Genomic DNA, 12,836 nt, shown 5'->3' with positions numbered 1-12,836 from the left:
GCGGGTGCCGTCAGCTCTTGACGGCGCCCGCGGTGATCCCGCCGACGATGTGCTTGCCGAGCACGGCGAACACCAACAGCAGCGGCACGGTCGAGATCAGCGCGCCGGTGAGCACCACCGCCTGGTCGACGGTGTGGTTGCCGGCACCGAGGCCGGCGAGCGCCACCTGGAGGGTGGGGCTGCCGTCGGGGGTGAGCGCGATGAACGGCCAGAAGAAGTCGTTCCAGGCCTGGACGAACACCAGCATCCCCAGGACCGCCATCGCGGGCCGGGCGACCGGGAAGACCACGTGCCAGACGATCCGCAGCGAGTGCGCGCCGTCCATCCGGGCCGCCTCCACCAGTTCGACCGGCAGGGCCTCGACGAGGTACTGGCGCATGAAGAACACGCCGAACGCGGCGACCAGGGAGGGCAGGACCACCGACTGCAGCTGGTCGACCCAGCCGAGGTCCGTGATGATCCGGTACAGCGGGATGACGCTCAGCTGCGGCGGGATCGTCATCGTCGCGACCACGAGCATGAGCAGCATGTTGCGGCCCTTGAACGGCAGCTTGGCGAAGGCGAAGCCGGCGAGCGTGGAGAAGAGCACCGTGGACAGGGCCACGAGCCCGGCCACGACCGTCGTGTTGACCAGCGCCTCGCCCATGTCGACCTGGTTCCAGGCGAAGGAGAGGTTGTCGAGGAGCCGCGGTCCGGGCAGGAGCGGCGCGGGGGCCGTGACCACCCGATCGCCGCTGTGCGAGGCGGCGACGAGGTTCCAGTAGAGCGGGAAGAGAGACAGCAGTGCGGCGCCGCCGAGCAGGACGTACGTCAGGGGGCCGGCGTGGTGCTGCCGGCCGGCCGACTGCCGGAACCTGGCCCGGGGGCGGGCAGGGGTAGGGGTACGCATCCGGGTCAGTCCCCCAGCTTCTTGCGGTTCACGCGGGAGATCAGCGCCTGCAGGCCGCCGATGAGGAGCAGGAGCAGCAGCATCACCCAGGCGATGGCGGAGGCCTGGCCGAGCGCGCCGGTGACCCAGCCCTTCTCGTACATGAGCAGGCTCAGCGTCTGGAATTGGTTGCCGCTGCCGCCGGAGATTCCCACGCTGCCGCCGTACAGCATCGGCTCGCCGAAGAGCTGGGTGGCGCCGATGGTCGAGACGATGACGGTGAACAGGATCGTCGGGCGGATCGACGGGATCGTCACGCTGACGAACTGGCGCCAGCGCGAGGCCCCGTCGAGGGCGGCCGCCTCGTACAGGTCCTGCGGCACCGCCTGCATGGCGGCCAGGTAGATCAGCGCGTTGTAGCCGGTCCAGCGCCAGGTCACGATCACCGAGATGGCGATCTGCGCGGGCCACTTGGACGACTCCCAGTCGACCGGGTCGAAACCGACCAGGCCCAGCGCGGAGTTGATCAGTCCGTAGTCGGTGTTGAAGAGCTGGGTGAAGACGAGCGTCGCCGCCGCGATCGAGGTCGCGTACGGGGCGAGGACGGCGACCCGGAAGAAACCCCGGCCGCGCAGCTTGTAGTTGAGCAGGTGCGCGAGCCCGAGCGCCATCAGCAGCTGCGGGACGGTGGAGATCACGCCGATGGTGAAGGTGTTGGCCAGCGCGTTCCAGAAGAAGTCGCTGTCCGCCAGGTCGGTGTAGTTCTCCAGACCCTTCCACTGCGGATCGCCGCCGAGCTCCACCCGGTTGAGCGAGAGCCAGCCCGTGTACAGCAGCGGGAAGAGGCCGAAGGCGGCGAAGGTCAGGAAGAAGGGGGCGACGAAGACGTACGGCGTCGCCTTCAGGTCCCAGCGGTAGAGCCTGCTGCGCCGGGCGGACGGGCCGTCCGGCCGGCGGGTGCCGGGGCGCGGGGAGCGGGAGGGCGGTGCGTCGGGCGACGGGGGGCCGCCGTTCCTCGCCCGTACGGAGGTGGCCACGGGGGCGTCCTTCCAGATCGGTGCGTACGGGTGGCGCGGTCGGTGGGTCAGGGGTGTCCCGCCGGCCGGCCCGGCGCGGCGGGACACCCCCGCTCCCGCTACTGGTCGATCTTGTCGTCGACCAGCTTCCTGACGTTCTCCCAGGCCTTGGCCGGGTCGGTGCCGCGCTGCTCGATGTCGAGGATGCCGTTGTCGGTGAGGAAGGTCTTCACCTGTCCGTCCCAGCGGCTGATCGGGGCCGGCCGGATGTGGGCCGCGGCGGCCGCGTAGATCTCGCCGACCGGGGTGTCGCCGAAGTACGGCAGCTTGGCGCCGACCACGGCGGCCGAAGAGAGGGTGTCCTTGGTGGACGGGATGTTGCCGTTGACCGCGAACACCTTGGCGTGCTGCGCGGGAGCCGTCAGCCAGGCGGCCAGCTCGGCGGCCTCCTTGGTGTGCTTTCCGGACTTCGGCACGGCCAGGAAGGAGCCGCCCCAGTTGCCCGCGACCGGAGGCGCGGCGATGTCCCACTTGCCCTGGTTGGCGGCGCCGGCCTGGTCCTTGATGATGCCGGTCATCCAGCTCGGGCAGGCGACCGTGGCGAACTTCGAGTTCTTGAAGGCGGCGTTCCAGGTGCCCTTCTCGTCGAACTGGCGCAGCTTGGCGGTCAGGCCGCCCTGCACCGCCGCGACGGCCGTGTTCCAGGCCTTCTTCACACCCGGGCTGGTCTCCCAGGCGAGTTCGCCGCTCGTGTTGGCGTACTGCTCCGGGTCGCTGTTGACGACGGCGTTGAAGAGGCCGCTGCCGGAGTCGTGGAAGAAGGTCCCGGCGGGGGCGTTCTTCTGGTAGGTCTTGCCGACCTCCAGGAACTTCGCCCAGTCGCCCGACCACAGCTTGCCGACCTCGGTGCGGTCGGTCGGCAGCTTGGCCTTGGCGAACAGGTCCTTGTTGTAGCAGATGGCCATGGGGCCGATGTCGGTGCCGAGACCGATCACGCTGCCGTCGGCCGTGGTGGCCTGCTTCGTCTTCCAGTCCAGGAAGGCGCCGATGTCCGCGCCCCCGTTCTTGGAGAGGTCGACCCACTTGCCGGCCATCGCGGAGCCGGTCGCCTCGGCGATGTAGCCGACCTCGATCGCCTGGATGTCGGCCAGGCCGCTGTTGCGGGAGAGGCGCAGCTTGAGGGTGTCCCAGTACTTCTGTCCGTCGGCGACGTTGGACTCGACGATCTTGATGTTCGGGTGGGTCTTCTCGTACTCGGCGTAGAGCTTGGCGCCGGTCTTGTTGTCGTAGCCGAAGGAGCCGAAGGTGCCGACCCGCAGCGTGATCGTCCCGCCGCCGGCGGCGTCCCCTCCGTCGCCGCCGTCACTGCAGCCGGTGAGCAGGGCCGTGCCCGCCGTCAGGGCCGCGACCGCCGCCAGTGCGGTGCGGCGGGTGCGGCCGGGCGCCGGTCTGCTGCTGGTAGTACGCATTCCACTCTCCTCGTCCAAAAGGTGGTGTCAGCGATGGGAGCGCTCCCACGTCGTCGATGCCGGAAGGTTCCTGCCTTGCGGGTGGGGGTGTCAAGAGATGAACGCGAATTCGTCGCCGTCGGCGTTCCGCTACTGTGGGAGCGCTCCCACCCTTCGGTCGTCGAAGGACGGCGGTTCTGACGGGGCCGGGGGGCGTGGCCTATCTTGACCTGATCGCCGCGGGCGCGCGGAGCGGTCGTACGAGGAGAGTACGAGGCACATGGCGAGGGGAGCACGAGAGACGTGAACGGCGGACGGCACAGCGGCAGGCCCACGCTCGAAGAGGTCGCGGCCCGGGCCGGGGTCGGCCGGGGCACCGTGTCCCGGGTCATCAACGGCTCGCCCCGGGTGAGCGCACAGGCCCGCGCGGCCGTCGACCGGGCCATCGAGGAACTCGGCTACGTGCCCAACCAGGCGGCCCGCGCGCTCGCCGGCAGCCGCACCGACGCGATCGCCCTCGTCATCCCCGAGACCGAGGCCCGCCTCTTCGCCGAGCCGTACTTCCTCGACATCATCCGCGGCGTCAGTGCCGAGCTCGGCGAGGCCGACAAGCAGTTGCTGCTCACCCTCGTGCGCACCGAGCGGGAGCGGCAGCGCTTCGAGCAGTACCTCGCGGCCCAGCGGGTGGACGGAGTCCTGCTGGCCTCCGTGCACGCCGACGACCCGCTGCCCGACCTGGTGCGTGAACTCGGTCTCCCGGTCGTCCTCAACGGGCGCCGTTCGGCCGACGAGTCCGCCGCCTACGTCGACTCCGACAACGCGGGCGCCGGGCGCGCCGCCGTCGCCCATCTCGCCGGGCGGGGCCGCCGCCGGATCGCGACGATCACCGGACCGCTCGACATGGACGTGGCCCGGGCCCGCCTCGACGGCTACCGCGAGGGCATCGCGGCGGCCGGCCTGGCCCCCGACGACCTGCTCGTCGCCACCGGCGACTTCACCGAGGAGGGCGGCCGGCGCGCGATGCGCGAACTCGTCGACCGCGCCCCGGACCTGGACGCCGTCTTCGCCGCCTCCGACGTCATGGCCGCCGGTGCCCGGGGCGTCCTGCGCGAGGCGGGCCGCCGCGTCCCGGAGGACGTCGCCCTCGTCGGCGTCGACGACTCGGCCGTGGCCCGCCTGATGGACCCGCCGCTCACCAGCGTCCGGCAGCCCATCGAGGAGATGGGCCGCACGATGGCGCGGATGCTGCTCGACCGGATAGCCGCCCCGGCCGAGACGCCGGACGTGCAGCGGCACGTGCTGCCCACGGAGCTGGTGGTGCGGGACTCGTCCTGAGGCGATGTCACGGTGAGGGCGGCGGGGGCCGCCTCCCTCCCGGTGACGTCCCGTTCCGGCCGTACGCCGTCCCGGTCAGGGGACCAGGACGGTGAGGGAGGTCCGGGTGAGCGTGAAGCCGAGCCTCTCGTAGAGGGAGCGGGCGGGATTGCCCTCGCTCACCACCAGTTCGATCTCCCGGAGGCCGCGGGCCGCCGCGTCCGCCAGCACGCGGCGCAGGAGCACCGAGCCCAGTCCCGCTCCCTCGGGGCCCGGCACGCGGAAGACGGTCGCGATCCACGGGAGGCCGTCCCGGTCCGTGACGACGGCACCGGCGACGACGCGGTCCGCCGCGTCGACGGCCAGCGTGCTGCAGGGGAGGACCGGCCCGATGCGGTCGCCGGCCAGGAGCGGGGCCAGGAGCGTGCCGAGCACGTCCGCGTCGCCGCCCTCGTCGTGGTCCGGATGGCCGGGGGCGAAGGCGGCGCGCCACGCCGGGAACAGGTCGGCGGCCGGGCGGTCGCACGGGGCGAGGCGCAGCCCGTCCGGGAGGGCGAGGGACGCCCACTCGGCCGGGGGCGGGTCGGCGACCAGGTCGCGGCGCATGCCGTGGGCGTGGCGCAGGGTGCGCGCGCCGTGCCGGACCAGCGCCTCACCGAGCTCCACCGAGCCCGACACGGCCCATCCGGACATGCCGCCGAGGACGGCCGGCACGGGATCAGGGCCGACCACCTCGGCCAGGTCCGCCCAAGGGTGCCCGTCCCGGGTACCGGGGACGTAGGTCAGTACCGGCCTGCCGTCGGGCCCGGAGAAGGTCCGGCGTTGTTCGTCGTACGAAGTCACCTGTGCGCCTGTCGGTAGCGGGATCGCGCTGAGCGGCCCCATGCTCCGTCGCCCGCTCCGGTGGGGCAACGCATTTACGCGGCCCGGGGCGTGGCGCGGCAGAGGGAGGCCCGGTGGCATCGCGGTTCTGCCGGGGGAGCGGCCCGGCGCGGACCCCGGGACAGGCTCCGGGACCTATGGCCCCGTCGAGATGCGGAGCCCGTGGCCCGGGCCGGCGGTCTGGGGCCGTGCGACGAGCAGGGAGGTCCCCCGAGGAGAGGTGCGCGAAGGGCTGAGCGCGGCGGCCCCGCTGGAGGCCACCGGACCCGCGGGAGCACGCCGGATCGCGACGATCACCGGACCGCTCGACATGGACGTGGCCCGGGCCCGCCTCGACGGCTACCGCGAGGGCGTCGCGGCGGCTGGCCTGGCCCCCGACGACCTGCTCGTCGCCACCGGCGACTTCACCGAGGAGGGGGGGCCGGCGCGCGATGCGCGAACTCGTCGACCGCGCCCCGGACCCGCCGGACCTGCCGGACCCGGAGCGCACCGGACCCGCCGGAGCGCACCGGGCCCGCGGGAGCACGCCCGACCCCGCCCGGGCACGCCGGAGGGCGGGCCGGGACCGCGGAGGGTCCGGCCCGCCCCGCGGGCGTGCTCAGGCGCCGGTCACAGCGCCGGGTACGCGTTCTTCAGGAGCTCCTGGAACTGGGCGGAGAACCACTGGCCCGACAGCGGCGCGTTCGGGAGGGCGCCCGACATGCTGTTGCCGTTGCGGGCGTTGCCCGTGTACGTCGGGTCGCACATGCGGTCGAAGCCCTTGCCCTCGTTGTTCGGGATCTCCTTGCTCGCGCCGTCGGACTCGCCCGGCGGCTTCATCCAGACGTACGCGTCGATGCCCGCGGCCGGCGCCGCCTGGGGCCGTTCGCCGAGACCGGCACCGGACTGGTTGCACCAGTTGCCGAGGTGGATGCGCCGGTCGTAGCGGCCCCCGTTCACATAGGTGTCGACGCTGGTCGAAGCGCCGGGTCCGGTGGGCCGCGCCGCGCCGCCCCAGCCGTTGCGGGAGGTGTCGATCAGCATGCCGATCTTCGAGTCGAAGCCGATCGAGACCAGCTTCTCGCGCATCGCCTGGGCGTACGACAGCTCGTCGGTGTAGCGGTTCCAGTCCACCCACTTCGACTGGCGCACCGAGACCCCGTTCACGGAATCGTTGATGGTGAAGTGGTCCTCCTTGAGGGCGCTGTAGTTGGCGGTGTTGACGATGAAGCCCTGGACGTTGGCGACGGTCGAGCCCTCGGCGGTCGCGGCCGTCTTGAAGAGCTCCGCGGAGGCGCCGAAGTTGTCGTCCCAGCCGAGCCAGCCGTGGTGGCCGGCGTCCACGTAGTTGTAGACGTTGGGGATCGCGCCCAGCTTGTTCAGGGCGTAGCCGACGCCCTTGATGTAGTTGCCGTTGGCCTTCATCACGTCGCAGTTCGCGGTCGCCGTGGGGCGGCCGGAGACGTTGGTGACGAGGTTGGGCAGCGAGTCGATCTCGACGGTGGTGACGATCCGCAGGCCCGCGTAGGCGGGATCGGCGAGGACGGCCGCGATCGGGTCGATGTACTGCGACTTGTACTTGTCGATCTCCGTCGGGCCGAGCTCGCCGTTGGACGCGAGCGCGGCGCAGTCACGGCCGGGCAGGTTGTAGATCACCAGCTGGACGACGAGCTCGCCGTTCCCCTTCTGCCTCAGGGCCTCGTCGAGGTGGGCGCGCAGCCCCATGGAGGTCGCGGAGCCGTTGATGGCGGCGATCCGGTCCAGCCAGACGCCGGTGGGCTGGTGGGACACCTTGGTGCCGCCCGGTTCGGCGGCGGCCTTGGCGGACCACTCCGGGTTCACGTACACCTTGGCCCCGGCGTAGGGGTTGTCGGCCCTGGTCCCGGGCGGGGGCGTGGTCGGAGGCGTGGTGGGCGGGGTCGTCGGGGGAGTGGTGGGCGGGGTGGTCGCGCCGTTGCACACGACGCCGTTCAGCGTGAAGACCGCCGGCACGGCGTTGGTTCCGCTGTAGGAGCCGTTGAAGCCGAAGGAGGTCGAAGCGCCGGTGGCGAGGGTGCCGTTGTAGGAGAGGTTCTTCGCGGTGACCGCGGCCCCGGACTGGGTCAGCGCGGTGTTCCAGGACTGGGTGACCTTCTGGTCGCCGCCGTAGGACCATTCCAGGGTCCAGGCGGACACGGGGTCGCCGGTGTTGGTGACGGTGACGTTGGCGCCGAATCCGGTGTTCCACTGGCTGGAGATCTGGTAGTCGACCCGGCAGCCCGGGGTGGCGGCGCCGGCGGCGGCCGTGCCGAACACGGTGGCGGTGGCGCCCGTCGCCGTGATCAGGCCGAGGGCCGCGAGCAGGGTGGTGCGGCTCATGGAGGGGTAGCCCTTTCAGTTCGCGTTCAGGGAGCGCAGGTGGTCGCGCAGCCCGATGCCGAATGAGGTGGGAGTGCCGTCGTACGAGGTGATCAGGGCCGGCCCGGAAGCGCAGTTCCAGGTGTTCCAGGTCCAGCCCAGGTAGGACAGCCCGTGCTCGTCGAACCACTTCATGACGCGGTCGACGAAGGCGTGTCCGCAGGTGTTCTCGCCGATCTCGCCCGCCACCAGGGGGACCCGGGCGGCGACCGGGGCGAGCGTGCCCGTCCAGCACGTCTCGTCGGCGCAGGTGTTGAAGTTGTAGACGTGCCAGGCGGCGGCGACACGGCCCGCCGGGTCGGCGGGGGCGTGCGCGAGCCACTGGCTCAGGTCGTTGGCGTACGCGAGGCCCGGGACCAGGAGCACGTTCTGCGCTCCCGTCGCGCGGACCGCGTCCACCAGGTCCTGCATGCCGGCGACCTCGTAGCCGATCCCGGGACAGTTCCCGCCGTCGCGCCAGCAGGTCCAGGCCTGCGCGGCGGTGGGGGCGGCCCGGTCCGGGTAGGGCTCGTTGAAGAGGTCGAACACGACCCGCCGGTCGTTCTTGAAGGTCTCGGCGACCGAGGTCCAGAACGCCGGCGTGTACCGGGCGTCGGGCATCGGCTTCTGGCAGCTCGCGTGGACGTCGGCGCAGCCCGCCGAGTTTCCGGTGTACTGCCCGTACGTCCAGTGCAGCTCGACGATCGGCGTCATGCCGTGCGCGATCACCCGGTCCACCAGGTCCCTGACCGCGGAGACGTAGTTCGCCCCGCGGTACTCGGGCTTGATGTTGGTGAGGCCGAGCCAGCACTCCTCGTTGAGCGGGATGCGGACGGCGTTGGCCTTCCAGTCGGCGACGGCCTGGACGGAGGCGTCGTCGACCGGGCCGTCGAAGATGCCGTACCCCTGCACGCACATGAACTCGCCGCCGGAGCGGTTCACGCCGAGCAGGCGACGGGTGGCGCCGTTCTGGTCGGTCAGCCGGTTGCCGGTGACGCCGAGCTGGGGCGCGCCGGTGACCGGGGTCGGGGGTGTGGTCGGGGGAGTCGTGGGCGGTGGGGTGGGCGGGGTCGTCGGAGGCGTGGTCGGTGGAGTGGTCGGGGAGGTGGGGGTAGGGGTCGGTGAGGGGACGGGGTCCTGGTCGCAGACAATGCCGTTGAGCGTGAACGTGCTCGGCGCCGGGTTGCTGCCCGACCACGAGGCGAGGAAGCCGGTGGTGGCCGCCGCCCCGGTGGCGAGCGAGCCGTTCCAGCTCTCGTTCACGGCGGTGACGGCCGCGCCCGACTGGGACCACGTGGCGCCCCAGCCCTGACCGAGCACCTGGCCGGCCGGGAAGTCGAAACCGAGTCTCCAGGAGCTGACGGCCGGACCGTTGTTGGTGACGGTCACGGCGCCCTGGAAGCCGCCGGACCAGGATCCGGTGACGGAGTACTGCACGGTGCAGAGGGGTGCGGCCGCGGCTCCCGAGGCCGTACCCGAGACGGCGAGAGCGGTGCTCGCCGCCGTGAGCGCCGCTCCCGCGAGCAGCGCCGTCAGACGTGGGGGATGTCGCATGAGCGAGTCCTCACAGCGAGGGCACGCCCCGGTGGCGTGCCGACTGGATGGAACCGCTCCCACTGGTCGGGCAGACCGTAGCGGCAACTGGCGCCAAGGAAAAGAGGAGTTGGCCAAATTCTCGGACCGGCTGCCTTCGACTCTTCGCGTCTCTTGACGGCGTCTCGTCAGGTCTGCACAGTGGGAGCGCTCCCACTGGTTCAGAGCTTGACCACTCGCCCTCGCACCACCCCACCTTCCGAGCCGCGAGGAGAACCACCCGCATGCCACCACGCCCCCACCGGCCCCACGGCCCACGCCCCCCGGTCCGGCCCCTCACCGCGCTGGCCGCCGTACTCGCCCTGCCGGCCGCCCTGCTGACGGTCGGACCACCCGCCCAGGCCGCCGCCGTGCAGTGCAGCGTCGACTACCGGACCAACGACTGGGGCTCCGGCTTCACCGCCGAGCTCACCGTCACCAACCGCGCCACCACCGCCCTCGACGGCTGGACGCTGAGCTACGCCCTCACCGGCGACCAGAAGCTCGGCAACGGATGGAACGGCACCTGGAGCCAGTCCGGCAGGACCGTCACGGTCACCAACGCCGCCTGGAACGGCACGGTCGCCGCGGGCGCCGCCGTCACCACCGGCGCCCAGTTCGCCTACACCGGCACCAACACCGCGCCGACCTCCTTCAGCGTCAACGGAACCCCCTGCACAGGCGCCCACCAGCCCCCCGTGACCGTCCTCACCAGCCCGGCGCCCGGCGCCGTGTACACCGAGGGCGACGCCGTCCCGCTCGCCGCCACCGCCGCCGCCGCCGACGGCGCCACGGTCGCCAGGGTCGAGTTCTACAGCGACACCGGCCTCATCGGCACCGACACCACCGCGCCGTTCACCCTCGGCGCCACCTCCCTCCCGGCCGGCGCCCACTCCCTCTACGCCAAGGCGTACGACTCCCTCGGCGCCACCGGCGAGTCCACGCCCGTGGGCATCACCGTCGCCGCGGGCCCCGCGCTCGTCGCCACGCCCGCCCGGCTCTCGGTACGCCAGGGCGAGAGCGGCGCCTTCGACCTCAAGCTCTCCACGCAGCCCGCCGCGAACGTGACGGTGGGCATCGCCCGCACCTCGGGCGTGGCCGGCCTCACCGCGAGCCCGGCCACGCTCACCTTCACCCCGGCGAACTGGAACACCGCCCAGAGGGTGACCGTCGCCGCAGCGGCCACCGGCACCGGGACAGCCGTCTTCACCGCGACCGCCCCCGGCCATGCCAAGGCCGAGGTCACCGTCGCCCAGCTGGCGGCGAACTCCACCTACGACGCCCGCTTCCTCGACCTGTACGGGAAGATCACCAACCCGGCCAACGGCTACTTCTCGCCCGAGGGCATCCCGTACCACTCCGTCGAGACCCTCATCGTCGAGGCTCCCGACCACGGCCACGAGACCACCTCGGAGGCCTACAGCTACCTCGTCTGGCTCCAGGCCATGTACGGGAAGGTCACCGGCGACTGGTCCAAGTTCAACGGCGCGTGGGACACCCTCGAGAAGTACATGATCCCCACCCACGCCGACCAGCCCACCAACTCCTCCTACAACGCCGCCAAGCCCGCCACCTACGCGCCCGAGTGGGACCTGCCCTCGCAGTACCCGGCGAAGCTCGACACCGCCGTCACGGCCGGCGCCGACCCGCTCGCCGCCGAGCTGAAGAGCGCGTACGGCACCGACGACGTCTACGGCATGCACTGGATCCAGGACGTCGACAACGTCTACGGCTACGGCAACGAACCCGGGAAGTGCTCGACCGGCCCCACCGCCACCGGCCCCTCGTACGTCAACACCTTCCAGCGCGGTCCGCAGGAGTCCGTCTGGGAGACCGTCCCCCACCCCACCTGCGACCGCTTCGCCTACGGCGGCCGGAACGGCTATCTGGACCTGTTCACCGGCGACAGCTCGTACGCCAGGCAGTGGAAGTTCACCAACGCCCCCGACGCCGACGCGCGCGCCGTCCAGGCCGCCTACTGGGCCGACGTCTGGGCCAGACAGCAGGGCAAGGGCGCCCAGGTCGCCACGACCGTCGGCAAGGCCGCCAAGATGGGTGACTACCTGCGCTACGCCATGGTCGACAAGTACTTCAAGAAGATCGGCGGCTGCGTCGGACCCACCGCCTGCCCGGCGGGGAGCGGCAAGGACAGCTCCCACTACCTGATGTCCTGGTACTACGCCTGGGGCGGCGCCACGGACACCTCGGCCGGCTGGGCCTGGCGCATCGGCTCCAGCCACGCCCACGGCGGGTACCAGAACCCGCTCGCCGCCTACGCCCTCAGCTCCTACGCCCCGCTCAAGCCCAGGTCGGCCACCGGTTCCGCCGACTGGGCGACCAGTCTGACCCGGCAGCTGGAGTTCTACCGCTGGCTGCAGTCCGACGAAGGGGCCATCGCGGGCGGTGCCACCAACAGCTGGCAGGGCCGCTACGCCACCCCGCCGGCCGGCACACCGACCTTCCACGGCATGTTCTACGACGAGAAGCCGGTCTACCACGACCCGCCGTCCAACCAGTGGTTCGGCTTCCAGGCCTGGTCCATGGAGCGCGTGGCCGAGTACTACCAGCAGACCGGAGACCCGGCCGCCGGGACCGTGCTCGACAAGTGGGTCGCCTGGGCGCTGTCCCGGACCACCGTCAACCCCGACGGCACCTACCGCATCCCCGCCACCCTGCAGTGGTCCGGCGCACCCGACACCTGGAACGCCGCGAGCCCCGGCGCCAACAAGGGGCTGCACGTCACCGTCGCCGACTACACCGACGACGTCGGCGTGGCCGCCGCCTACGCGAAGACCCTGACCTACTACGCGGCCAGGTCCGGCCACGCCGAGGCCAAGCGGGTCGCCAAGGCACTCCTCGACGGCATGTGGAACCACCACCAGGACGCGCTGGGCATCGCGGTCCCGGAGACCCGTGCCGACTACAACCGCTTCGACGACCCCGTGTACGTCCCGAGCGGCTGGACCGGCACCATGCCGAACGGCGACGCGGTGAACGCCACGTCCACCTTCGCCTCGATCCGCTCCTTCTACCGGAACGACCCCGCCTGGCCGAAGATCGAGGCCTATCTGGCGGGCGGCGCCGCCCCCGTCTTCACCTACCACCGGTTCTGGGCCCAGGCGGACATCGCCCTGGCCATGGGCTCGTACGCGGAGCTGCTCGAATAACCGCCGCCCCGCGAAAGCGAGCCGGCTCCGCGTGCGACGACGCCGGGCGGACCCTCCCACGGGGTCCGCCCGGCCTCCTCTTCCCGTCCCCGCCCGCCCCGGTCGCGGGAAGGGGGCGGCCGGGGCACCATGGGATCTTGTGAACCCCGAGGGGCCGGCGCACCGTGCGGCTTCGGTCTCCGTGGCGCGCGCGCCCGAGCAGGAGGCGTCAGTT

Annotated in this window: 8 protein-coding genes; 2 read left to right on the top strand and 6 right to left on the bottom strand. The window is 71.9% G+C overall.

Annotated features, from left to right (window positions below):
- Positions 1-10 precede the first annotated feature (10 nt).
- The 3 genes from ACGF1Z_RS12870 to ACGF1Z_RS12860 all read right to left on the bottom strand — a co-directional run bounded on the left by ACGF1Z_RS12870 (position 11) and on the right by ACGF1Z_RS12860 (position 3,353).
- On the bottom strand, positions 11-889 hold the full coding sequence (locus tag ACGF1Z_RS12870) for a carbohydrate ABC transporter permease (protein ID WP_393003016.1): 879 nt from the start codon (positions 887-889) through the stop codon (positions 11-13).
- A 5-nt stretch (positions 890-894) separates the two neighbouring features.
- Positions 895-1,905, bottom strand: a complete 1,011-nt coding sequence (locus ACGF1Z_RS12865; RefSeq protein ID WP_393003014.1) for a carbohydrate ABC transporter permease — start codon at positions 1,903-1,905, stop codon at positions 895-897.
- A gap of 98 nt (positions 1,906-2,003) precedes the next feature.
- The gene (locus tag ACGF1Z_RS12860) at positions 2,004-3,353 is read right to left on the bottom strand and encodes an ABC transporter substrate-binding protein (RefSeq protein WP_393003012.1); all 1,350 of its coding nucleotides are present in this window, start codon (positions 3,351-3,353) and stop codon (positions 2,004-2,006) included.
- 282 nt (positions 3,354-3,635) lie between these two features.
- Between ACGF1Z_RS12860 and ACGF1Z_RS12855 the strand changes: the two genes are divergently transcribed.
- Entirely contained in the window at positions 3,636-4,667 is a 1,032-nt protein-coding gene (locus ACGF1Z_RS12855; protein ID WP_393003010.1) for a LacI family DNA-binding transcriptional regulator, read from the top strand.
- Between the two features lie 75 nt (positions 4,668-4,742).
- Here the strand turns inward: ACGF1Z_RS12855 and ACGF1Z_RS12850 are convergent, their stop codons facing one another.
- The 3 genes from ACGF1Z_RS12850 to ACGF1Z_RS12840 form a co-directional block, all read right to left on the bottom strand.
- Positions 4,743-5,489 (bottom strand): GNAT family N-acetyltransferase, encoded by a 747-nt coding sequence (locus tag ACGF1Z_RS12850; RefSeq protein ID WP_393003008.1) that lies wholly within the window; start codon positions 5,487-5,489, stop codon positions 4,743-4,745.
- A 648-nt stretch (positions 5,490-6,137) separates the two neighbouring features.
- Positions 6,138-7,865: a glycoside hydrolase family 6 protein gene (locus ACGF1Z_RS12845; RefSeq protein WP_393003006.1), complete on the bottom strand. Its 1,728-nt coding sequence runs from the start codon at positions 7,863-7,865 to the stop codon at positions 6,138-6,140.
- Between the two features lie 15 nt (positions 7,866-7,880).
- Positions 7,881-9,437: a cellulase family glycosylhydrolase gene (locus ACGF1Z_RS12840; RefSeq protein ID WP_393003004.1), complete on the bottom strand. Its 1,557-nt coding sequence runs from the start codon at positions 9,435-9,437 to the stop codon at positions 7,881-7,883.
- A gap of 263 nt (positions 9,438-9,700) precedes the next feature.
- Here ACGF1Z_RS12840 and ACGF1Z_RS12835 point away from each other — a divergent pair, with 263 nt between their 5' ends.
- Positions 9,701-12,622 (top strand): glycoside hydrolase family 48 protein, encoded by a 2,922-nt coding sequence (locus ACGF1Z_RS12835; RefSeq protein ID WP_393003002.1) that lies wholly within the window; start codon positions 9,701-9,703, stop codon positions 12,620-12,622.
- The last annotated feature ends 214 nt before the right edge of the window (positions 12,623-12,836 follow it).

It is taken from the genome of Streptomyces sp. NPDC048018, from assembly GCF_043202995.1.
Lineage (GTDB): Bacteria > Actinomycetota > Actinomycetes > Streptomycetales > Streptomycetaceae > Streptomyces.
The sequence above is the reverse complement of the archived record's forward strand: the minus strand, read 5'-3'. Positions and strand labels throughout refer to the sequence as shown.